At 64.4% G+C, this 22,697-nt stretch carries 19 protein-coding genes and 2 pseudogenes; 7 read left to right on the forward strand and 14 right to left on the reverse strand.

What is annotated here, in order from left to right; genetic code table 11:
- Nucleotides 1-13: 13 nt before the first annotated feature.
- From DA1_RS16950 to DA1_RS16960, 3 genes are read right to left on the reverse strand one after another with little or no spacing between them, the layout of a single operon-like run.
- The gene (locus DA1_RS16950; protein WP_034392689.1) at nt 14-1,480 is read right to left on the reverse strand and encodes an efflux transporter outer membrane subunit; all 1,467 of its coding nucleotides are present in this window, start codon (nt 1,478-1,480) and stop codon (nt 14-16) included.
- A complete protein-coding gene (locus DA1_RS16955) occupies nt 1,470-4,667 on the reverse strand; it encodes an efflux RND transporter permease subunit (RefSeq protein ID WP_034392691.1) in 3,198 nt (1,065 codons plus the stop codon). The genes DA1_RS16950 and DA1_RS16955 overlap by 11 nt, the downstream gene beginning before the upstream one ends.
- Nucleotides 4,664-5,890: an efflux RND transporter periplasmic adaptor subunit gene (locus DA1_RS16960; RefSeq protein WP_034392694.1), complete on the reverse strand. Its 1,227-nt coding sequence runs from the start codon at nt 5,888-5,890 to the stop codon at nt 4,664-4,666. The genes DA1_RS16955 and DA1_RS16960 overlap by 4 nt, the downstream gene beginning before the upstream one ends.
- 230 nt (nt 5,891-6,120) lie before the next feature.
- Between DA1_RS16960 and cueR the strand changes: the two are divergent.
- Nucleotides 6,121-6,510: pseudogene (cueR, locus tag DA1_RS16965) on the forward strand (Cu(I)-responsive transcriptional regulator); the annotation flags it as partial.
- A 127-nt stretch (nt 6,511-6,637) separates the two neighbouring features.
- A complete protein-coding gene (fdx, locus tag DA1_RS16970; protein WP_034392695.1) occupies nt 6,638-6,976 on the forward strand; it encodes an ISC system 2Fe-2S type ferredoxin in 339 nt (112 codons plus the stop codon).
- A gap of 82 nt (nt 6,977-7,058) precedes the next feature.
- Here the strand turns inward: fdx and DA1_RS16975 are convergent, their stop codons facing one another.
- A complete protein-coding gene (locus tag DA1_RS16975; RefSeq protein ID WP_034392696.1) occupies nt 7,059-7,253 on the reverse strand; it encodes a heavy-metal-associated domain-containing protein in 195 nt (64 codons plus the stop codon).
- A 311-nt stretch (nt 7,254-7,564) separates the two neighbouring features.
- Between DA1_RS16975 and DA1_RS16980 the strand changes: the two genes are divergently transcribed.
- From DA1_RS16980 to DA1_RS16990, 3 genes are all read left to right on the forward strand, one after another.
- Nucleotides 7,565-9,664: a 3-hydroxyacyl-CoA dehydrogenase NAD-binding domain-containing protein gene (locus DA1_RS16980; protein WP_034392698.1), complete on the forward strand. Its 2,100-nt coding sequence runs from the start codon at nt 7,565-7,567 to the stop codon at nt 9,662-9,664.
- A gap of 59 nt (nt 9,665-9,723) precedes the next feature.
- On the forward strand, nt 9,724-10,899 hold the full coding sequence (locus tag DA1_RS16985; RefSeq protein ID WP_013802768.1) for an acetyl-CoA C-acyltransferase: 1,176 nt from the start codon (nt 9,724-9,726) through the stop codon (nt 10,897-10,899).
- Between the two features lie 108 nt (nt 10,900-11,007).
- Nucleotides 11,008-12,852: an acyl-CoA dehydrogenase gene (locus DA1_RS16990; RefSeq protein ID WP_034398432.1), complete on the forward strand. Its 1,845-nt coding sequence runs from the start codon at nt 11,008-11,010 to the stop codon at nt 12,850-12,852.
- A gap of 69 nt (nt 12,853-12,921) precedes the next feature.
- On the opposite strand, the gene DA1_RS31350 is transcribed toward DA1_RS16990, so the two are convergent.
- Together DA1_RS31350 and DA1_RS16995 are read right to left on the reverse strand one after the other, a co-directional pair.
- Nucleotides 12,922-13,425, reverse strand: a complete 504-nt coding sequence (locus tag DA1_RS31350) for a hypothetical protein (protein WP_230590769.1) — start codon at nt 13,423-13,425, stop codon at nt 12,922-12,924.
- A 30-nt stretch (nt 13,426-13,455) separates the two neighbouring features.
- Nucleotides 13,456-13,845 (reverse strand): annotated as a pseudogene (locus DA1_RS16995) (hypothetical protein); the annotation flags it as partial.
- Between the two features lie 290 nt (nt 13,846-14,135).
- Here DA1_RS16995 and DA1_RS30885 point away from each other — a divergent pair.
- Nucleotides 14,136-14,471, forward strand: a complete 336-nt coding sequence (locus DA1_RS30885) for a hypothetical protein (protein ID WP_218017179.1) — start codon at nt 14,136-14,138, stop codon at nt 14,469-14,471.
- On the opposite strand, the gene DA1_RS17000 is transcribed toward DA1_RS30885, so the two are convergent.
- The 6 genes from DA1_RS17000 to DA1_RS17025 all read right to left on the reverse strand — a co-directional run bounded on the left by DA1_RS17000 (nt 14,443) and on the right by DA1_RS17025 (nt 20,299).
- Nucleotides 14,443-15,372: a hypothetical protein gene (locus DA1_RS17000; RefSeq protein ID WP_034392701.1), complete on the reverse strand. Its 930-nt coding sequence runs from the start codon at nt 15,370-15,372 to the stop codon at nt 14,443-14,445. The two genes, DA1_RS30885 and DA1_RS17000, sit on opposite strands and share 29 nt — an antisense overlap.
- Before the next feature lie 555 nt (nt 15,373-15,927).
- On the reverse strand, nt 15,928-16,392 hold the full coding sequence (locus DA1_RS17005; RefSeq protein WP_034392704.1) for a GNAT family N-acetyltransferase: 465 nt from the start codon (nt 16,390-16,392) through the stop codon (nt 15,928-15,930).
- A gap of 169 nt (nt 16,393-16,561) precedes the next feature.
- On the reverse strand, nt 16,562-16,795 hold the full coding sequence (locus tag DA1_RS17010; RefSeq protein ID WP_034392707.1) for a hypothetical protein: 234 nt from the start codon (nt 16,793-16,795) through the stop codon (nt 16,562-16,564).
- 14 nt (nt 16,796-16,809) lie between these two features.
- Nucleotides 16,810-17,508 carry a hypothetical protein gene (locus DA1_RS17015; RefSeq protein ID WP_034392710.1) on the reverse strand — a complete coding sequence of 233 codons (699 nt, stop codon included), beginning with the start codon at nt 17,506-17,508 and terminating at the stop codon, nt 16,810-16,812.
- 57 nt (nt 17,509-17,565) lie between these two features.
- Nucleotides 17,566-19,641 (reverse strand): 2Fe-2S iron-sulfur cluster-binding protein, encoded by a 2,076-nt coding sequence (locus tag DA1_RS17020; protein ID WP_034392713.1) that lies wholly within the window; start codon nt 19,639-19,641, stop codon nt 17,566-17,568.
- A gap of 46 nt (nt 19,642-19,687) precedes the next feature.
- A complete protein-coding gene (locus tag DA1_RS17025; protein WP_034392716.1) occupies nt 19,688-20,299 on the reverse strand; it encodes a glutathione S-transferase family protein in 612 nt (203 codons plus the stop codon).
- Nucleotides 20,300-20,500: 201 nt separating this feature from the next.
- On the opposite strand from DA1_RS17025, the gene DA1_RS17030 reads away from it, so the two are divergent.
- Nucleotides 20,501-21,400, forward strand: a complete 900-nt coding sequence (locus tag DA1_RS17030) for a LysR family transcriptional regulator (protein ID WP_034392718.1) — start codon at nt 20,501-20,503, stop codon at nt 21,398-21,400.
- A gap of 166 nt (nt 21,401-21,566) precedes the next feature.
- Here the strand turns inward: DA1_RS17030 and DA1_RS29795 are convergent, their stop codons facing one another.
- A complete protein-coding gene (locus DA1_RS29795) occupies nt 21,567-22,316 on the reverse strand; it encodes an META domain-containing protein (protein ID WP_162269882.1) in 750 nt (249 codons plus the stop codon).
- 90 nt (nt 22,317-22,406) lie between these two features.
- Nucleotides 22,407-22,658 (reverse strand): hypothetical protein, encoded by a 252-nt coding sequence (locus DA1_RS17040; protein ID WP_230590770.1) that lies wholly within the window; start codon nt 22,656-22,658, stop codon nt 22,407-22,409.
- Nucleotides 22,659-22,697 lie beyond the last annotated feature (39 nt).

Below are 22,697 nucleotides of genomic sequence, written 5' to 3' on the forward strand. Positions count from 1 at the left end.
GCCTGTTCTCTGCTCAGGGTGCACTGGCCAGGGCGCTCGTTGCCTGCGTACGCTCCGTCCAGCCGCCACCCAATGACTTGTACAGATCGATCAGGTTGCCCAGGCGCGCCAGCCGCGTCAGCACCAGCGCCTGCTGCGATCCGTAGCGCGTGCGCTGCGCATCCAGCAGGCTGAGGTTGTCGTCCAGGCCTTCGGCAAAGCGCTGGGCGGCCAGTTCCTCGGCCTGTTCGCTGGCGTCCAGCAGCAGTTGCTGCGCTTGCATCTGCTCGTCCAGCGTGCGTTTGCCGGCCAGACCATCGGCCACTTCGGCGAAGGCGGTCTGGATGGCCTGCTCGTAGCTGGCGACCTCGGCGCGCTGGCGCACCCGGGCGACGTCTAGCTGGGCCCGCAGCGAGCCGCCCTGGAAGATGGGCAGGCCAATGCGCGGAATGAAGCTCCAGGTGCCCGAGCCTGCGTCGAACAGGCCGCCCAGGCTGGCGCTGGCCGTGCCGGCAACGCCCGTCAGCCCGATGGTGGGGAAGAACGCTGCCTGCGCGGCGCCGATGCTGGCGTTGGCTGCGCGCAGCCGGTGCTCCGCGGCGCGCAGGTCGGGGCGGCGCATCAGCAGGTCCGAGGGCAGGCCTGCGGGCAGATTGGCGGGCACCAGGTCGTCTGGCAGCGTGAGGGCCCTGTCGAGCTGGTGTGACAGCTCGGGTGTCAGCGGCTGGCCCAGCAGCAGCACCAGGGCGTTGCGGTCCCGTGCCGCCTGGCGCGTGTACAGCGCCCGGTTGGCCTGCGCCGTGCGCAGGGCGATCTCGGCGCGCCGCAGGTCGATGCGGTTGGCGCTGCCAGCCTCCACCAACTGGGCCGTCAGTGCGAAGGAGCGCTGCTGGGCCTCCAGCGTCTGCTGCGTCAGGCCCAGCAGTTCCTGGTCTGCGCGCAGCGCCAGATAGGCGTTGGCCACTTCGGCGACCAGGCTCAGTTGCCCGGCCGTGCGGGTTTCGTCCAGGGCCAGGTAGGCGGCCAGCGCCTGTTCGCCGAGGCTGCGTATGCGGCCCCACAGGTCCAGCTCCCACGAGACGACGCCCGCGAACTGGAAATTGCGACGGATGCCGGCTGTGCCGCTGGGGTTGAGGTCGGCTGGCAGGCGCTGTGCCGAACCGTCGGCGCCCAAGCCGATGCGCGGCAGCAGGTCGGCGCGCTGTATGCGGTACTGGGCCCGCGCCATCTCCACGTTCAGCGCGGCCTTGCGCAGGTCGCGGTTGTTGGCCAGGGACAGGGCCACCAGTTCCTGCAGCAGCGGGTCGCGCAGGAAGTCTCGCCAGCCGATGTCGGCCACGGCCTGCGGGGCCGCATCGGCATCGCCATAGGCGGGACCGCTGGGGTAGATGGTGTCGATGGGCGCTGGCGGGCGCTCATATCTGGGGGCCAGCGAGCAGCCGGCCAGCAGGCTGGCCAGGGCCAGCAGCGACAGTTTTTTCAGGGGGCGTTCAGTCCGCATGGCGTACTCCGATCTGCTGCGCGGGTGAGGTGGATGGCGTGGCCGCAGGGCGCTGGCGGCGCGTGGTCCAGCGCCTCACCAGCACGTAGAACACAGGCGTGAGCACCAGGCCGAACAGCGTCACGCCCAGCATGCCGGCGAACACGGCCACGCCCATGGCATGGCGCATCTCGGCACCGGCGCCGCTGGCCAGCACCAGGGGCACGACTCCGGCAATGAAGGCCAGCGAGGTCATCAGGATCGGGCGCAGGCGCAGGCGCGCCGCTTCGAGCACGGCGGCGAGCGGGTCGGCCCCTTCGTCTTCCTTGGCGCGTGCGAACTCCACGATGAGGATGGCGTTCTTGGCGGCCAGCCCCACAAGCACCACAAAGCCGATCTGCGTGAAGATGTTGTTGTCGCCGCCGGTCAGCCACACCCCGGCGATCGCCGACAGCAGCGCCATGGGGGCGATCAGCAGCACGGCGAAGGGCAGCGACCAGCTGTTGTACTGGGCCGCGAGGATCAGGAAGGCCAGCAGCACGGCCAGTGGGAAGATGTACAGCGCCGAGTTGCCGGCCTGCTTTTCCTGGTAGACCAAGTCCGTCCATTCGAAGGTCATGCCTTCGGGCAGGGTTTCGCGCGCAATCCGCTCCATGGCGTCGGTGGCCTGGCCCGAGGAGTAGCCGGGCGCCGGCCCGCCGCTGATGTCGGCCGAGGGAAAGCCGTTGTAGTGGATCACCCGGTCCGGGCCCGAGCTGCGGGTGATGCGCACGAAGGCGCTCAACGGGATCATGTCCCCGGCCGCGTTGCGCAGCTTGAGCCGGCCGATGTCCTCGGCCTGCATGCGAAACGGCGCGTCGGCCTGTGCCATGACGCGGTAGGTGCGGCCGAAGCGGTTGAAGTCGTTGACGTACAGCGAGCCCAGGTTGATCTGCAGCGTCTCGAACACGTCGGTCAGCGAGATGCCCAGCGACTTGGCCTTGGTCCGGTCGACGTCCACCTGCAGCTGCGGCGCGTTGGTCTGGAAGCTGGCCAACATGCTGGCCAGCTCGGGCGTCTGCATGGCCTTGGCCATGAGGGCGCCCTGGGCCTGCACCAGCGCCTCCAGGCCCAGGCCCGCGCGGTCTTCGATCTGCATCTTGAAACCGCCCATGCTGCCCAGGCCCGGCACGGGCGGCGGCGGAAACATGCCCAGAAAACCGTCGGGGATCTGGCTGAACCGGCCCATCAGTTTCCCCGCGATGGCATTGGCGGACAGCGATGGGTCCTTGCGCTCGGCAAAGGGCTTGAGCATGGCGAACATGACGGCCGAGTTGGGCACGTTCACGAAGCCGTTGATGGACAGGCCCGGGAAGGCCACCACGCTCTCCACCCCGGGCTCGGCCAGCGCGATCTCGGACATCTGCTTGACCACGGCCTCGGTCCGGTCCAGCGAGGCCCCGGTGGGCAACTGGGCGATGCCGACCAGGAAGTACTTGTCCTGGGCCGGAACGAAGCCACCGGGCACCTGCTGGAAGCCCAGCCAGGCCAGGGCCACGAAGCCGCCATACAGCAGCAGCACGATGGCGCTGCCGCGCACTGCGCGGCGTACCGTGCCCACGTAGGCATTGGAGGCGCCGTCGAAGAAGCGGTTGAACAGGCGGAAGAACCCGCCGAACACGGCGTCCATGGCGCGCGTGAGTCGGTCGGGCCTTGCCCCGCCGTGGTGGGGCTTGAGCAGGATGGCCGACAGCGCGGGCGACAGTGTCAGCGAGTTGATGGCCGACAGGATGGTCGATATGGCGATGGTCAGCGCGAACTGGCGGTAGAACTCGCCCTGCAGGCCCGACAGAAAGGCCGATGGGATGAAGACCGCCGCCAGCACCGAGGTGATGGCCAGGATGGGACCGGTGACCTCGTCCATGGCCTTGCGCGCCGCGTCGCGCGGCGATTCGCCCAGGGCGATGTGGCGTTCCACGTTCTCGACCACCACGATGGCATCGTCCACCACGATGCCGATGGACAGCACCAGCCCGAACAGCGACAGCGTGTTCAGCGAAAAGCCGAAGATCTGCATCAGCGCGAAGGTGCCCACCAGTGACACCGGTACGGCCACCAGCGGGATGATGGAGGCGCGCCAGGTCTGCAGGAACAGCACCACCACGATGACCACCAGCACGATGGCCTCCAGCAGCGTGACGGCCACCGATTGCAGCGAGGCGCGCACGAAGACCGTGGGGTCGTAGGCGATGCGGTACTCGATGTCCTGCGGGAAGCCCTTTTGCAGCTCTTGCATCCTGGCGCGCACGGCATTGGAGACGTCGATGGCATTGGCGCCGGGGCTCTGGATGATCTGCATGGCCAGTGCCGGCTCGCCATCGAGCAGGCTGCGCAGGGTGTAGGCGTCGGCGCCCAGCGAGATGCGGGCTACGTCGCGCAGGCGCGTGACCTGGCCGTCGGCGCCGGATTGGACGATGATGTCGCCGAACTGTTCCTCGCTGGCCAGGCGGCCCATGGTATTGACCGTCACCTGGAAGGCCGACGAGGTGTCGGGCTGCTGGCCCACCGAGCCGGCCGCGACCTGCACGTTCTGCTCACGGATGGCGGCGACCACATCGCTGGCACTGAGCCCGCGCGTGGCCACCTTGGCCGGATCCAGCCACACGCGCATGGAGTATTCGCCCGCGCCCCAGACCTGCACATCGCCGATGCCGGGCAGGCGCGCCAGTTCGTCGCGCACCTGGCGCAGGGCGAAGTTGGACAGGTACAGCGGGTCGTAGCGCTTGCCGGGCGAGACCAGGTGCACCACCATCAGCACGTCGGGCGAGGTCTTTTGCGTGACCACGCCGATGCGCTGCACCTCCTGCGGCAGGCGGGGCAGGGCGCGCGAGACCCGGTTTTGCACCTGGATCTGCGCCATGTCCGGGTCGGTGCCCTGCTTGAAGGCGATGCTGATCGCCATCCGGCCGTCGGTGGTCATCTGGGAGCTCATGTAGAGCATGTTCTCCACGCCGTTGATGACCTGCTCCAGCGGCGCGGCCACGGTGTCGGCGATGACCTCGGGATTGGCGCCAGGGTAGCTGGCCGTGACCTGCACCGTGGGCGGCGTGACGGCCGGATACTCGCTCAGCGGCAATTGCCAGAAAGCGATGGCGCCGGCCAGCAGCATCAGCAGCGACAGCACGATGGCGAAGATCGGCCGCGCGATGAAAAAGCGGGGAAAGTTCATTGGCGTGCCTCCACCCGGTCATTGGCGGCGCCAGCCGCTGCGGGTGAGGCGGCAGCGGAGGCCGTCTGCTGCATGGGGGTCGGGCGGGGCGTGACCTGCATGCCGGGACGCACCAGCCCCTTGAGGATGATTTTCTCGCCGCTTTTCAGTCCCTCGTCGATCACGCGCAGGCCATCCACCAGCGGCCCCAGCCGCACCGGGCGGTACTGGGCCTGGTTGTCCTCTGCCACGACCAGCACATAGTTCTTGCCCTGGTCGGTGCCCACGGCCTGGTCATCGATCAGGATGGCCTCGCGCGCAGCACTCGTGGCCAGCCTGGCCCGTACGAACAGGCCCGGGGCCAGTACACCCTTGGGGTTGGGCACCACGGCGCGCGCGCGGATGGTGCCGGTGGCGCGGTCCATCCTGTTGCCCACGAAGTCGAGCACGCCTTCATGGGGAAAGCCCTGGTCCGTGACCAGCCCCAGCGCCACGCGCGGCGCCGCCTTGCCGCCACGCGCCTCGGGCCGGGCCTGGCGCACGGCCGTGAGATAGGTGGCTTCGTCGATGTCGAAATAGGCGTGCATGGGATCGACCGAGACGATGGTGGTCAGCAGCGTGGCCGCGCCCGCCGAACCTCCCGAGCTGCCGCCGACCAGGTTGCCCTCGGTCACCAGCACCCGGTCCACGCGGCCCGAGATAGGCGCCGTGATGCGCGCGTAGGACAGGTCCAGCCGCGCCGCTGCCACGGCGGCCTGGGCCGCCTGCACCTGCGCCTGGCGGGCGTTGTGCGCGGAGACGGCATCGTCATGGGTCTTGCGCGAGACGGCGCCCGTGGGCGCCAGCCGTTCGGCGCGCTCGACATCGGCCTGGGCCTGGCTGGCCAGCACCTGGGCCTGGCGCAACTGTGCGGCCGCATTGTCCAGCGCAACATGGAAGGGGCGCGGGTCGATCTGGAACAGCAACTGGCCCTTGCGCACCAGACTGCCCTCGGGAACGCTCACGGCCTCGACCGCACCGCCCACGCGCGAGCGCAGCTCCACCGTCTTGGGCGCGGCGAGAAAGCCCGTGAACTCGGCCGATGGCGTGACCGTGCGCGTAATGACTTCGGCCACCGGCACCTGCGGCCCGGCGGGTGCGGCCGCCTTTGGCTGGTCGCCCGAGGCCTCGCGGGTGGCGAGGGCTATGCCCAGTACCCCCGCCATGGCGCCGGCAAGCGCGGCGATTCTGATTTTTTCACGCATGGAAGTGCCCCTTTCTCGGCTGCAGGGCCCCGGACCATCCGGCGCGTCGCTGCATCGACATGCGCAAAGGCTGGGGCTTACAACGGCGGCAAGGTCAAGCTTTGCCAAAAGAACTCCGGGCCGCGAGGGCACTTGACCTTGACGTTGTGTGAAGGATCAAGCTGTGCACGCCGTGAGGCTGGTCCTGCGGGGCAGGCCACGCCACGGCACTTTGAAACAGGAGATAGACCATGAACATCGGAGAAGCCTCCAAGGCATCTCGTATCTCGGCCAAGATGATTCGTTATTACGAGCAGATCGGGCTGATACCCCCGGCGAATCGCTGCGAAGCGGGCTACCGCGTCTATGGCGGTCCCGACATCCTGCGGCTGCACTTCATCCGCGGCGCGCGCGACTTCGGCTTTTCGGCGTACGAGATAAAGGACCTGCTGGACCTGTGGACCGATCCATCGCGGCGCAGCGCGGACGTCAAGCGCGTGGCCGAGCAGCACATCGCGGCGTTGGAGCAGCGCATCGATGACATGCGGCAGGTGGCCTCGTCCCTGAAGGCGCTGACCAGATCCTGCGCAGGCGATCAGTCGCCGGCCTGCCCTATCCTGCAGGGACTGCAGCAGCCCGATAGCGGCAAGAGGGAACCCTCGCGGCGCACAGGCGCCGTACCGCGCAAGAACCACCCGCATGCGTGCGGCAAGACGAACGAAGTTGCGGGCCGCTGCGCCTGCCCGCACTGAAGGGAGGGCCGCCACCATGCCACAACTGACCGTGATCGCGCACGCCGAACTGGCCCCGGAGGGGGCGGTGTTGCAGGTGCCTGCGGGCACGTCGATCTGCGAAGCCCTGCTGGACCACGGCATTGCCATCGAGCACGCCTGCGAGCAGGTCGGCGCCTGCACGACCTGCCACTGCATCGTGCGCCAGGGATTCGGCTCCTTGAACGACGTCGAGGAGCAGGAGGAAGACATGCTGGACCGGGCCTGGGGGCTGCAGGCGCAATCGCGCCTGAGCTGCCAGGCCATCGTGGGGCGGGAGGATCTGACCGTGGAGCTTCCCCGCTACACGATCAATCACGCCAAGGAGGGCCGGTGACCCTCCGAGGAGGCTGGCGCGGGGCTCGCGTCCGTGGGAGGGCCGCAATCCATCGGCCTTGCCGACGGATTGCGGCGGCGTGTCATCCCTTGCCTGGCGGGTAGCCCGCCTGGCGCAGTGCGGTGGCGATCTGCTCCTCGGTGGCGCTGGTCTGCACCTCCACCCCACGGGTCAGCGGGTCCGTGGCCACCCTGGCATCCGGATCGACGGTCTTGATGGCCTTGGTCACGGAACGGGCGCAGCCGCCACAGGTCATGTCTTCAAGAAAAAACTGCATGGAAAACTCCTTGGGAGTTGAAGGTCCATGCAGTCTGGGCATTGCTACGGTGGGAAGGTCAAGTCCTCAAGCTGGATTTCCCTGTCGGTACAAACACTGGCGCCTTGGCGCTTGCATGACTTTGCGAGACCGCCTCCCCGTAAGCTGGCGCGGGCGCGGACCCCGGCGAGACCCGCTGGACGCTGCAGCGCAGCAAAACTTGTCCCGACCGGGACAGCTTGCACCGCCAACGGCATGGCGCTGCCGGTCAAGCCTTCCTAGAATGGAAAAAGCACGTCCGTACTATTTGCTTAAACCTCAGGAGACATTGCATGACGGCTGAATACAAGGTCGACGGCTCGGTTGCCGTGATCACGCTCAACAATCCCCCCGTCAACGGCCTGGGCCTTTCCACGCGCCGCGGCATCGTCGAGGGGCTGGACAAGGCTTACGCCGACCCGGCCATCAAGGCCATCGTCATCACGGGTGCCGGCAAGGCCTTCTCGGGCGGTGCCGATATCAACGAGTTCGGCAAGGAAGAGGCGTATCGCGAGCCGCACCTGGTCTCGCTGATCAACTCGCTGGACCAGGGCAGCAAGCCCGTGGTGGCCGCCATCCATACCGTCTGCATGGGCGGCGGGTTGGAGCTGGCGCTGGGCTGCAACTACCGCGTGGCCGCTCCCGGCACCCTGGTGGCCCTGCCGGAAGTCAAGCTGGGCCTGCTGCCCGGTGCAGGCGGCACGCAGCGCCTGCCGCGCGTGCTGGGCGTGGAGACCGCGCTGAACATGATCGTCAGCGGCGAACCCGTCAAGAGCGAGCTGCTGGCCTCCATCCCCGGCCAGAAGCTGTTCGACAAGATGGCCGCTTCGCCCGAGTCCCTGCTGGACGAGGCCAAGGCGTTTGCGCTGGAAGTGGCCGACAAGCGTCCGCTGCCGCGCGTGCGCGACCTGCCCTGCAAGCATCCCCAGGGCGACGCCTACTTCCAGTTCGCGCGCAACATGGTCAAGGGCATGGCCAAGAACTACCCGGCCCCGGCCCGCTGCGTGGACACGGTGGAGAACGCCGCGCGCAAGAAGTTCGACGAGGGCATGGTCCTGGAGCGCGATGCCTTCATGCAACTGATGTGGTCGCCCGAGTCGCGCGCGCTGCGCCACCTGTTCATGGCCGAGCGCGCGGCCTCCAAGATCGCCGACGTGCCCTCGGACACGGCTGTGCGCGACATCAAGACCGTGGGCGTCATCGGTGCCGGCACCATGGGCGGCGGCATCTCCATGAACTTCCTGAACGCGGGCATTCCCGTGACCATTCTGGAGACCAAGCAGGAAGCGCTGGACCGTGGCGTGGCCACCATCCGCAAGAACTACGAAGCCCAGGTCAAGAAGGGCAAGCTCACCCAGGAAAAGTACGACCAGCGCATGGCGCTGCTGAGCACCACGCTGTCGTATGACGCGCTCAAGAGCGCCGACCTCATCATCGAGGCGGTGTTCGAGGAGCTGGGCGTCAAGGAAACCGTGTTCAAGCAACTGGACGAGGTTGCCAAGCCCGGCGCCATCCTGGCCTCCAACACCTCCACGCTGGACGTGGACAAGATCGCCGCCTTCACCAAGCGCCCGCAGGACGTGGTGGGCATGCACTTCTTCAGCCCCGCCAACGTGATGAAGCTGCTGGAAGTGGTGCGCGGCAAGCACACCGCCAAGGACGTGCTGGCCACCGTGATGAAGCTGGCCAAGAAGATCAAGAAGACCGCCGTGGTCTCGGGCGTTTGCGATGGCTTCATCGGCAACCGCATGATCGAGCAGTACTCGCGCCAGGCCGGCTTCCTGCTGGACGAAGGCGCCACGCCCGCCCAGGTGGACAAGGCCATCGAGAAGTTCGGCTTCGCCATGGGACCGTTCCGCATGGGCGATCTGGCCGGCAACGACATCGGCTGGGCCATCCGCAAGCGCCGCGCCGTCGAGCGCGCCGACATGAAGTACAGCCGCACGGCCGACAAGCTGTGCGAGCTGGGCCGCTTCGGCCAGAAGACCGGCGCGGGTTGGTACGACTACCAGGCGGGCAAGCGCGACGCCATCCCGTCCGAGCTGGTTAACCAGATGATCGAGTCTCACCGCAAGGAGCTGGGCATCACCCCGCGCAAGATCTCCGATGAGGAAATCGTCCAGCGCCTGGTCTTCGCCCTGGTCAACGAAGGCGCCCACATCCTGGAAGACGGCATCGCCGGCAAGTCGGGCGATATCGACATGGTCTACCTGACCGGCTACGGCTTCCCCATCTGGCGCGGCGGCCCCATGCACTACGCGGGTGAGGTTGGGCTGTTCAACGTGGTCCAGGCCATGAACCGCTTCGCCAAGAACCCCAACGACGACGCCGATTTCTGGCAGCCGGCCCCGCTGCTGGCGAAGCTGGCGGCCGAAGGCAAGCAATTCAGCTGAGACGTGCGGCGCACGAACTTTTTGCGAACCACCGCAAACCCGCCATACAAGGAATATCCATGACATCCGCCGTGATCGTTTCCACCGCCCGCACGCCCCTGGCCAAAAGCTGGAAGGGCTCCTTCAACATGACCCATGGCGCCACGCTGGGCGGCCATGCCGTGCAGCACGCCGTGCAGCGCGCAGGCGTCGACCCTGCCGCCGTCGATGACGTGATCATGGGCTGCGCCAACCCCGAAGGCGCCACCGGCATGAACATTGCGCGCCAGATCGCGCTCAAGGCCGGCCTGCCCATCACCGCATCGGGCATGACCATCAACCGCTTCTGCTCCTCGGGCCTGCAGACCATTGCCACCGCATCGCAACGCATCATCGCGGGCGAGGGCGATGTCTATGTGGCCGGCGGCGTGGAGTCCATCTCCTGTGTGCAGCAGGAAATGAACCTGCACATGATCCAGGACCTGGCCCTGGCCAAGCAAAAGCCCGAGATCTACTGGAGCATGCTGCAGACCGCCGAACAGGTCGCCAAGCGCTACGGCATCGGCCGTGACGCCATGGACGAATACGGCGCCGCCAGCCAGCAAAAGGCCTGCGCGGCCCAGGCCGCCGGCCTGCTGGACGCCGAGATCGCGCCCATTACCGTGACCATGGGCGTGGCCGACAAGGTGCGCGGCCTGATCACCAAGGAAGTGACCTGCAGCAAGGACGAGGGCGTGCGCGAAGGCACGACCAAGGAAGGCATCTCGGGCATCCGCCCCGCGCTGCCCGGCGGCGTGATCTCGGCCGGCAATGCCAGCCAGTTCTCCGATGGCGCAGGCGCCTGCGTGGTGGTCAGCGAGGACTATGCATCGCGCAACAACCTCAAGCCTCTTGGCCGCTTCCTGGGCTTTGCCGTGGCCGGCTGCGAGCCCGACGAAATGGGCATCGGCCCCGTCTTCGCCGTGCCCAAGGTGCTCAAGAAGCTGGGCCTGACGGTGCAGGACATCGACCTGTGGGAGCTCAATGAAGCCTTTGCCGTGCAGGTGCTGTACTGCCGCGACAAGCTGGGCATCCCCAACGATCGCCTCAATGTCAACGGCGGCGCCATCGCCCTGGGCCATCCCTATGGCGTGTCGGGCCAGCGCCTGACGGGCCACGCCCTGATCGAAGGCAAGCGCCGCGGTGCCAAGCGTGTCTGCGTGACCATGTGCATCGGCGGCGGCATGGGTGCCGCCGGCGTGTTCGAAGTGCTGTAAGTGCAGGTGGCGGCTGCGGCCGCCACCGCCTGTTCCCGTTACTCCTGTTGGCCGCACGCGCTCCCTCTGGCGGCGCCTGCGGCTTCTTTTTTGATTCCGGACATCACCATGCGCCTGCGTTCCACCATCGATTTCCTGCTCTATGAATGGCTGCGCGCCGATGCGCTGGGCGAGCGCGAGCGCTTTGCCGACCATTCGCGCGACACCTTCGATGCCGTGCTCGACACCTGCGAGCGCATCGCCCGCGAGAAATACGCCCCCTTCAACCGCACCGTGGACACGCAGGAGCCGCAGTTCGACGGCGAGAAAGTCATCCTGCCCCAGTGCACCCACGATGCGCGCCAGGCCTATGCCGACTCGGGCATGCTCAGCGCCGCCCAGGACTACGACATCGGCGGCATGCAGCTGCCCTATACCGTGGAGGCGGCAGCCAACAGCTTCTTCGCGGCGGCCTCCATCAGCATCGGCTCCAACATGCTGACCTCGGGCAATGCCAATGCCATCATGGCCCACGGCACGGACATGCAAAAACAGGTCTTCGCCACCAATGAATTCAATGGCCGCTGGGCCGGCACCATGTGCCTGTCCGAACCCCAGGCCGGCTCCTCGCTGAGCGACATTGCCACCCGTGCCGAGCCCGATGGCGCCGACTTCGAGAGCGATGCGCTGGGTCCGCGCTACCGCCTCAAGGGCAACAAGATGTGGATCAGCGCGGGCGACCATGAGCTGACCGAGAACATCGTCCATCTGGTGCTGGCCAAGATCCCCGGGCCCGATGGCAAGCCCGTGCCCGGCGTGCGGGGCATCTCGCTGTTCATCGTGCCCAAGAAGCTCGTGGACACCGAAGGCCAACTCACCGGCGAGCGCAACGACGTGGCCCTGGCCGGCCTCAACCACAAGCTGGGCTGGCGCGGCACCACCAACACGCTGCTGAACTTCGGGGAAGGCCGCTTTCCCGTGCGCGGCGGTGCCGGGGCCGTGGGCTACCTGGTCGGCAAGCCCGGCGAGGGCCTCAAATGCATGTTCCACATGATGAACGAGGCCCGCATCTCCATCGGCATGGCCGCCACCATGCTGGGCCTGGCCGGCTACCACGCCAGCCTGGACTATGCGCAGAATCGCCCGCAGGGCCGGCCGATCAAGGGGGCGCCGGGTGCAGCCGGCAAGGATGCCACGCGCCCCCAGTCGCGCATCATCGAGCACGCCGACGTCAAGCGCATGCTGCTGGCGCAAAAGTCCTATTGCGAAGGCGCGCTGGCGCTGAACCTGTTCTGCGCGCGCCTGGTCGATGAGCAGCACACCGGCACGCCCGAATCCGTGGCCGAGGCAAGGCTGCTGCTGGAAGTGCTCACCCCCATCTCCAAAAGCTGGCCCAGCGAGTTCTGCCTGGAGGCCAACTCCCTGGCCATCCAGATCCATGGCGGCTACGGCTACACGCGCGACTTCCCCGTGGAGCAATACTGGCGCGACAACCGCCTGAACATGATCCATGAAGGCACGCACGGCATACAGGCCATGGACCTGCTGGGCCGCAAGGTGCTCATGGAAGGCGGCAAGGGCCTGCAGCTGCTGGCCACGCGCATCAACGACACCATCCAGCGCGCCATGGCCCGGCCCGAACTGGCCGGCTATGCCAATGAACTGGCCAAGGCCCTGCAGGAAGTCGGCGCCACCACCAAGGCCGCATGGGCCACCGACGACCCGCAACAGGCCCTGGCCAATGCCGTGCCCTACATGCAGGCCTTCGGCCACACGGTACTGGCCTGGACCTGGCTGGACGTGTCCCTGGCCGTGCTGGACAAAGACCCGGGCCTGACCGCTCCCGCCAACGCTGGCCGCATGGCCGCCATGCGCTACTTCTTCGGTTACGAACTGCCGAAGATCGGCGCCTGGCTCAAGGTCGTGCGTGAGCGCGACATGACCTGTGCGCAGATGAGTGAAGAGGCGTTCTGAGGGAGTTGGCAGCACGGCTGCCGGAGGATGCAAAAAAGCGCGGACCATGTGGTCTGCGCTTTTTTTATTTCAGGGATTTTCAAGGTTGCCGGAGAGCCTGGCCTGCTCTTTGACCCATTCCCTGGTTTTTCCGCGAATGCACCAGTCTGGGTTTTTGACCCAGTCTGTGAAATATATGGTTGGGTGATCCCTTAGGATGCTGCAATTGGTATATCCAAGCTTTGGCAATGCATAGTACTGCAATGGAATTAATATAATAAATGAAATGGCTATGCTTGCAAAATTAATGGAAAGCATAATTATCAAAATGCGCTCCATAATTTTTAGCACTCTTTCTTTGCAAGGAATTGTATTTGCGATCATCGTTAGTAAGAGAATCACTGGTGTTGGAAGTGAAGAGATTAATAGTGGTGTGATTGGGACTATTTTTACAATTGCTTCATTGTTGTGAAGGTCCCTAATATTAGGAAGCGTATCATTAATACAAATGAGAACATTGACAATGAATATGAGAATTAGGAATGGAATTCCCCATATGGAGTTTCTTCTGTTTGTGATTGTGCGATTTTTCATCTTCTTTAATTGTTTTTATTTTTTTCTGAATTTGACTCGCCAATATTTATCGGCTTGATTGAGCGCAAAGCCGGTGATGAGTACGGCTACAGCCATGGCAAAGAGCGGCATCACTGCCACGGTCGTCATTCCAGCGGTTATGGTGGCCGCCACTATCCCAGCAAGTGTTCCCGGTCCTGCTTTCACGGCCTCTACCCCAATCCCGGCCACAAGATCATGAATGGTCTTCTCGTCATTGAAGATGAAGTCCCGTGTCTCTATGCCGGTGCCCACCACCAGGCTCAGAAGAAACCCGCCCTTGGCCACATTCTGCAGACCGCGAATGCCCAGGTCCATCTGGACCATACGTGGATTGGCGGCAAGAAATCGCGTGCCTTGCAGCAGCTGGCGGCGAAGTCCCGCGTGGCTCGTGATAGCGAGGAGGCATTCTGCGCAAGCAGGCAAAGCACCTGTCTGACAAGAGACATATCAAAAGCGAAGGCCAAGCGGTCCCCACTTTTCTATTTCATGGATTTATTTCTGAATTGCCGGTCAGAAGGGCTTGATCCTTGACCCATTCTCTGGATTTTCCGCGAACGCACCATTCGGGGTTTTTGACCCAGTCTGTGAAATATATGGTGGGATGCCCTTCCAGGATATTGCAGCGTGTATAACCAAGTTTGGGCATTGCATAGTATTGCAAAGGAGTTATGAGTGCAAGGCAAGAAGCCATGATTATTAATCCTGCCAGCATGGTTGCGTTAAAGGTGCGTTCGGTTACCTTTAAAATTGATGTTTTGCATGGTATTGCCTTAGATAATGAGGAAATTAGACCGACTGCCAATATTACGGGAAAATATGCTACGACTGGTGCACCGGGTGTTATTCTTATTGACGCTGATAGTTCAATGAGATCTTTAATATCATTAAATATTGCATGCTTAATGTACCAAATGCAAAGAACAAAAATGAAAACATTTAATGGAATGCCCCATATCAAGGTTTTCCTTATTTTTTCTGCGTCCAACATTTTCTTGATTAGTTTTTACGATTTGTGCGGCACATAAATTCATTTTTGAAAATTTCTGTGGAACAATTGTTAAATTTATACTCTATCTGCTGATAAGGTTTCTGATTATCAAAATTGAGTTTGTCGATATTTATCCGATATATGCCTTGAGGTATGCTACTGGTGGAAATGCGCAGCATATTGATCACACGTTGTTTGATTTTTAAATCATCGTCTATTTGATTCAAGATGATTCCTGTGACAAGTACGGCCACTGCCACAGCAGCCAAAGGAAGAATTGCAAGGGACGTTGCCGTTGCAAGCTTTATTCCCAAGCCAAGGCCTACCATCGTCGCCAATCCCGCCTTGACTGCCTCCACCCCAATCCCTCCCACAAGATCATGCATGGTCTTCTCGTCATTGAAGATGAAGTCCACTGTCTCTATCCCGGTGCCCACCACTAGGCTCAGAAGAAACCCGCCCTTGGCCACATTCTGCAGACCGCGAATACCCAGGCCCATCTGGACCATGCGTGGATTGGCGGCAAGGAATCGCGTGCCTTGCAGCAGCTGGCGGCGAAGTCCCGCGTAGCCCGTGATGATGATATAGGTGCCTGTGGCGGTTGTCTTGATATAGGAGCGGGCACCGGCCAGGCCCAATGCAATCAGCGTTTTGGTGATCAGGTACGCGTCGCTGACCATCAGAGAGGCGGGAGCGACCCAGGGTTTGCCTGCATTCGGGCTGGCGGTGTGTGTCCAGTATCGCCCAAGCGCACTGTGGGCCAGCATGGCATGCAGCGTGGCCGCCAGGCGAGGATTGTTACGCGCCTTGTCGCTCAGTATGTCTGCATATTCCTGTGGCTTGAGCACAATGGCATCTATCTGTTTTTGCTCCATTTGGCGAGCAAGCATGTCGGCATAGCCGATCTGATAGAAGGTGGCGGCAATGGAGGCTGGCATGGTGTATGGAGACGCTGGATCAGAAGCGGAATAGAGGATTCCAGCCAATGCGCCTTGATCAATAAAGGCAATCTGACGGAAATGAGTGGTTGCAAGCAGGAAAATAATCCGCTGTCAGTGTCCAAGCGGGTTTCTGATGTTTGCTTTGCGAAGAGTCCTCATTTGATTTCATGGCCTGCACGAGGTCAATCAAAGAAGTCGCCCACAGATCATTTTCAGAATTATCCTTAGGACAATTCCTAAAATCAGGTTTGAAATGTCAGGTGAATAGAGGTGCTGCCAATGAGCGTTTGGTCCCAGGCAGCGCCATTCGCCATGGGCGGTATTCACGGGGCACAAGCGCAGGCTGCCCGGCTCGGCCACGGGCATTTGCGGATGAAGGATGCGGGGAGAGGTGGTCCGTACCGCCGCTGCGCTTGCGGGCAGGCTGTTGGACCGGGGTATGGGCTACGGTCTCACCGTGCTGAATGCTTGCAGACGAGGACTCAGGGACCGGGTTTCAGCGCATCGGAAGCCGTGCAGGCGCTGAAGGCCGCCTGCCGGAGGGTGCATGCCTCAAAGATCCAGTCCGAGATAACGCGTGCCCGGCACGGGATTGAAGCTCACCGGCTCTGCATCCGCAAAACCCAGGGACTCATACAGCCGCTGCGCGGCCTGGAACTCGGGCAGCACGTCCAGGCAGATGCGGGTGTAGCCCGCATGCCGCGCGGTGTCCAGGATGCCTTCCACCAGACGGCGACCCAGGTTTTCGCCGCGTACCGTGGGGCGCACGTAGACACGCTTCATTTCGCCTGTCTGCGCATCCACCTGGCGCAGGGCGGCGCAGCCCACGGGCTGGCCGTCTTTCCAGGCCAGCAGCACGCAGCCCTCGGGTGCGGCGTACTTGCCGGGCAGGGCGGCGAACTCGGTCTCGAAGTCCTGGAAGTCCAGGCTCACGGTGGGGCTGGCCACGTATTCCCGGAAGATGCGGACCACGGCGTCGAGGTCTTCGGGAAAGTGGGCGGGACGGATATCGGTCATGGGTGGCAAGGGGTCAAGCCCTGTTCAAGGGCGCTACTCAGTTGGAATGAAAGCGCACAAGGATAGGGCAAGACGCCCGGGCCGCCGCCGATCCGCTACAGCATGGGCACCACGCCCAAGCACAGGGCATCGTCTTAGGCCGGGCGGGCAACGCGGGATAGCCCGCAAGTCACTCCTTCAGGGGCGCCTGTTCAGTGCGTTCGCACCTGCCGGTTTGCCTGGAGATCTGTGCTCCAGCTTTCAGGCATTTGTCTTTCTCCACATGGTTCAGGATCAACGGCGCCAGCCACGCTGCCAGCACGGCAAGCGCCAAGGGCAGCACGCCAAGCACCCACAGCATCCACTTCGCCTCACGCCGGAAATGCCCGGAGATTCCTGCGTTGGGCGATGCGGGATCTTTCATGGCGATGGCTCCGCTCAACTGCACAAGCGCAGATTGGTGCGCGCAGCCTTGAGCATGGGCAGCACCACATCGGCATCGGTGGGCGGATAGGCCTCGCGCAGTTCCTGATCCGTCTTGCCGGCTTCCTCGGCCAGCGGGGCCAGGGTCTGGCGGCAGGCGGCTGCGTCGCCCGAGCGAAGCTGCGCCAGCGCCAGGTCGTTGCGCAGCCAGCCTTTGGCGACGCCGGTCAGCACCTCATCGCAGTCCTGCAGCACCGGCGCCAGCGTGGTCAGCGCCAGGCGGTAGTCCTTGGCGTCGTACGCGCGCTTGAAGTTTCTGCGCGATGCGGCAATGGCCTTGTCCGTGCAGCCGGGCGTGGGCCGAAGGTAATCGCCACCGAACCAGGCCCGCATGCCGCAGAAGTCCCTGCATGCATCAGCGGTGGCCGTGTCGCCCCCGACGCGCTGACCGGCAGGCGTGAAGTCCACGGCGCAGGCCGAATTCGCCATCCTGGCCCGGCCGTTGGTGATGGTGCCTTCCAATTCGCAGGTATGGCCATTGGCGCCCACGGTCTGGATGTGGAACTTGCCGCCAGCCTGCACCACCAGATCACCGCCCCCGCCTTTGCGGACATAGGTGCCTGGCGCTGGTGTGGTTTGCTGTGCACTGGCTACGCCGATGTGGCAGGCGAGGATTGCGGCAAGCAGGGCCGGCAGGTGAGTGGCAGGCTTCATGGGGCGAGGGTGAGAGCGGCGATGGCGTCGAGTGTATCTACGCCAGGCGGCCGTCCCTCACAACGCCAGATGCAAAGCCTCCCCCGTCCCCTGCGCAGGCACCGCACAGCAGATCAGGGCCTCGCCCGCCGGCACGGCGAAGGAGGGCGGGGATGCATAGGTCACGCCGCCTTCCAGCACGCGAGCACGGCAGTCGCCGCAGCTGCCGCCCCGGCAGCCGAAGGCGGGTTCCAGCCCCCTGGCCTCGGCCACTTCGAGGAGGCTGCCGTCGCCGGGCTTCCAGCGCGCTTCCTTGGCCGAGTCGGCAAAGATGATGCGGACAGGCTGCGTGGCGGGTGCAGGCAGTTCGGCGGCGGGGGCTGCACCGGCCATGGAGCGCTTCAGGGCCGAGGGACCGAAGGCTTCTGCGTGGATGCGCTCGTCGGGCACATTGCGTTCGCGCAGGCCGTCATAGGTGGCCTGCATGAAGGCGTCCGGGCCGCAGAGGTAGAAGTCGTAGTCGTCCCAGGGCAGGGTGGCTTTCAACAGGGCCATGTCGATGTGGCCCTCATGGTCGTAGTCGCGGCCGGCCTTTGCCGTGCCGGGCTGGCTGAGCGTTCGCACCCAATGCACCTCGGCATTGCCGGCCTTCACCAGTTCGGCAATCTCCGTGTCAAAGGCCCGTTCGCTGCGCGTGCGAGCCGCCTGGAACAGCCAGGTGGGCCGCAGGCTGCGGGTGCGCCGGCCTTCGTGGACGATGTGGCGCAGCATGGCCAGCAAGGGCGTGATGCCTATGCCCGCGGCCAGCAGCACGGCGGGGCGGCGCAGGGCCGCATCGGCGGTGAAGCTGCCAGCGGGCGGGCGGGCCTCGACCAGATCGCCTGGCTTCAGGCCATGCAGATGGCTGGACGCACGGCCTTGCTTCTTGACGCTGATGCGCAAGCGCCCGTCCGAAGGCGCCAGCGACAGCGTATAGGTGCGCTGCAGATGGCTGCCGTCCGCCAGCGTGAGGCGCAGCGGCAGATGCTGGCCGGCCAGGGGGGCCACCGTGGCCATGCCATCGGCCGGCTCCAGGTAGAGCGAGCGGATGGTGGAACTCTCATCCACGGCCTGCGCCACCCGGAACGGCCGCCACTGTCGCCCCAGCCGGGCGGCGGCCAGGCGCTGGCTGGCATCGGCCCAGCTTCCGGTCATCTGCAGGTGGGGCGACCAGCCGTCGGCTGCCATGCTCCAGCGCAGCGGCAGGGCGTCGGGCCGGCGCACGATGCGGCGGGGCTTGAAGGTCCACAGGCGCTCGGCGCCCTCGAAGGCCGCGATTTCCGGGGAGTCGAGGATGACGCTGGCCTCGCCCGTCATCTGCAGCATCTCCCCGGTTTCGGAGTCGATGAACAGCAGGCCCGCCTTGGGATTGACCAGGAAGTTGCCCAACGTCATGAAGAACAGGTTGCCCGAGAAGTCGGGGATGGTCAGCGTTCCATCGGCGTCGATCCGCACAAAGCCCGGCTTGCCGCCACGGTGGGAGACATCGACCTGCCGCAGGCCATCCTCCCCATCAACGTAGGACGCCACGTAGAACGTATCCGCCTGCGCAATCAGTGCCTGTGCGCGCTGGTCCAGCGATGCCAGTTCGACCGCCGGCACCTGCGTGGGCTCGTCCGCAGGCCGGACAAACCGGACGCTGCGGTTCTGGATATAGCGCGGGCAGTTGCCGAAGCTCTGGACCACGCCGATGTCGAAGGCGCCCGCCCCATCAACGCCTGTCTTGCGCCGCACCGTACCGTTGAGCCGGTTGCGCCGGCGCGTCATGGGGTCCATGCCCAGCAGGCCCACGGCATGGCCATCAGCCAGGCCCGGCTCGGCCGGGTCGGCCGCATCGCGGCCCGCTGCCACATGCAGGGTCGATGGATCGGGAGAGTGCAGGAAGCCCGGCTCGCCGGCCCGTACCGTGGCCCAGGCGTCGCCTTGCGCATCCACGCTGCCCAGCACCACGAAATGCAGCAGCGGATAGAACTCGCGGTGCTGGTCCAGCAGGAAGGGGCGCAGGAACTTGCGGCCCGGCATGTCCATGCGGCCCACGACGCCAACGCTTTGCTGGATCGCCAGTTCGCCCGCATGCCAGGGCGAGGCAGGGTTTTGCAGGGGTTGCGGTTGCATGGTGCGCTCCTTTGCCGGGGGTTCAGGGGAGGTGTGGCTCAGGCACTCAGGCCCGCAGGCCGGCCGGTGTCTGGGCGAATGCCACGAAGCCCGGCAGCGCCTCGATGCGGCCCAGCCAGGCGCGCACTTCGCGGTAGGGCTGCAGGTCCACATTGCCCTCGGGCGCGCTGGCGATGTAGCTGTACAGGGCCACGTCGGCAATCGTGGGCGTAGCGCCGGTGAGGAAGGGGCGGGTGGTCAATTGCGCCTCGATCTTGCCGAGGATGGCGTGGGCGCGGGCTATCACTTCCTCGGCCTGGAAGGGGGCCTTGAACACCGTGACCAGCCGGGCCGCCGCCGGGCCGAAGGCGATAGGGCCGGCGGCGATGCTCAGCCATTTCTGGATCTCGGCCTCGGCCTGTGCGCCCAGGGGCATCCAGTCCTGGCGGTCCAGCTTGCGCGCCAGGTAGACCAGGATGGCGTTGGAGTCGGCAATCACCGTGCCGTTGTCGTCCAGCACCGGCACCTGGCCCAGTGGGTTCAGCGCCAGGAATTCGGGCTTCTTCTGCGCGCCGTTGGCCAGGTCCACATGGACCAGCTCATGCTCCACGCCCAGCAGGCCGAGGAAAAGGCGGGCGCGATGGGCGTGGCCGGACAGGGGAAAGTGGTAGAGCTTCATTGCGGTTCCTTGGGGTTGGTGAAGGCGCCGGTTGTCGGCGCCACGGGACGTATCCTCCTTCTCCGCCCGCATCTTTAGAATCCCTGGCGGCGGCAAGTCACTCTTGCGGGAACGCGAACAAAGCGCCGGCGAAAACCTGGGCAGTCCTGCGCGGGCCGCTCGCAGCCGGGCAGAAATACGACACAGACAAGGCAGGCACAGATGGATCGCTTCCAGTCCATGACGGCATTTCTCGCGGTGGTGGACATGGGCGGCTTCGCCTCGGCCGCACGGCGGCTCAAGGTCTCGCCCTCGGTGGTGACGCGGGCCGTCTCCGACCTGGAGGAGCGCCTGGGCGTGCGCCTGCTCACGCGCACCACGCGCTTCGTGCGCGTGACCGAGGCCGGCACCGCTTATGCGGACAGCTGCCGCCGCATCCTGGCCGAGCTGGAAGAGGCCGACGAGCATGCCGCCAGCGCCCATGCCGCACTGCGCGGCCGGCTCACGCTCACGGCGCCGGTCAACTTCGGGCGCATGCACGTGCTGCCCGTGGTGCACGACTACCTGGGCCGGTTTCCCGAGGTGGACGTCAACTGCTGGTTTGTGGACCGCGTGGTCAGCCTGGTGGACGAGGGCGTGGACGTGGCCGTGCGCATCGGCGATCTGCCCGACTCCTCGCTGCAGGCCATCCGCGTGGGCAGCGTGCGACAGGTGCTATGCGCCTCGCCCGCATACCTGGCCAGCCACGGCGTGCCCCAGCGGCCCGAGGAGCTAGCGCAGCACACCACCATCACCGCATCCGGCCTCACCTCCACACCCGAATGGCGGTTTCTCGAAGGCGACAAGGCCCTGGCCGTGCGCCTGCAGCCGCGCCTCATGTCCATGACCAACGAGGCTGCGGCAGACTGCGCCCTGGCCGGGCAGGGCATCACGCGCCTGCCGCTCTACCAGATCGCCAAGCCCGTGCAGGACGGCGCACTGCGCCTGGTGCTGGAGCCCTTCGAGCGGCCACCGCTGCCGATTCATGTGGTGCACAGGGAAGGGCGGCACGCCGCGCATCGCGTGCGGGCGTTCATCGACATGGCGGTGGATGCGCTGAGGGTGGCGGCGTTGAGGTGGTAGCGGCCAGTGCCTGGAAGCCATCTCCCGCGCATTGCAAACCATGTGCACCAGCGCCGAATCGCTGGATTGCGGCTTTGTCGATCAGGCCGAGGTCAGGCGCAGGGAGGCTGCGCAGGTGGCTCGGGAAATGACTTTGGGATTGGGCGCGTAGGCGGGCATGGCGTTTCTATTGGGAGAATCGGGTTGTTTCTCCTTGAAATAGATAGGCAAATGCCATTTCGTCGGAAGGCGGATTCTTCAAATTGAAGCGAGTGACATTCAGAACACCGTGCCAGCCCGCTGGATGTGAATAGCCATCAATCGCCGTCAATCCGACGGTCTGCCATTTTCCATGGTTGTGGAATTCGCCTTTCCCGTTGCGAACATGCCAGTTGACCTCTCTAACGCGCAGGCACTCGCTGCCCTTGGCTGTGCTGTCCTTGCATGGCACATGTTGCGCTTCGACTTCCAGAAGAATCGGCTGGCCCTCACTTCCGTACTTCGTTTTTGGTGTGGGTTCGCCTTTCAGTTCCCAGCGGCTACCATCGGCAAAGCGTAGTTGCAGATGGGGCGGTGCGTCGGCGATTGCCGTTGTCAATGTGTAGTGAAATTTCCTTGACAGCAAGTCACTTGCCCATTTTTGGAGCTCCATCAATGGCTCGGGACACCCGGCCATCGTGTAGATTCCGGGCTTGATCTGGAGGCTTGCATCGGCATCCATCTCATATTTCCAGGTCATGAAATTGCATATCTGTGTGCCGAAATCTCCATCTTTGGAGAACCAGAGCTTTATTGAGGGGCTGTCTGGTGTTTTCCAATTCTTTTTCTCTTTGCCTACGGCATCGAAAGCCTGCTGCAGGTTCCACTCGTAGGCAGATAAATACTCCGCGTCCTTGTTTTGATGCGGTAGCGCACTTTGGCTGGCAATGTGTTCCATGCCGTGGCTTGCAGTGGACAAAAGTATGGCTGCCATGAATTGAAGAAAAGCTTTCAATTGAAGCCCTCAAGGTGGTGACCAGAGAACCCGCTATCGCAGGGAAGATGCCTCGACCCAGATCGTCTGCCCCGGATGGTGTTCCTCAATGGTGGACACGGCATCGTCGATCAAAACGCGGTCCTCCAGCGAGTAGGCAAAGCGGCTGAGGTTGGGCCATTGTCGGGCGGCGTAGTCGGCCTCGGAAATCGCGTCGCTGCCGCACCAGGTGGCGTCGTTTTCGGTGGCGGCGCGAAGTGCCTGTGCCAAGCCGGTAGATGTGATCGCCAGGAAGATCATGGGCATGTGGTCCGGATGTTGATAGGGGACAGTTTGCCTTCGATG

The organism is Delftia acidovorans NBRC 14950, from assembly GCF_001598795.1.
GTDB lineage: Bacteria > Pseudomonadota > Gammaproteobacteria > Burkholderiales > Burkholderiaceae_C > Comamonas > Comamonas acidovorans.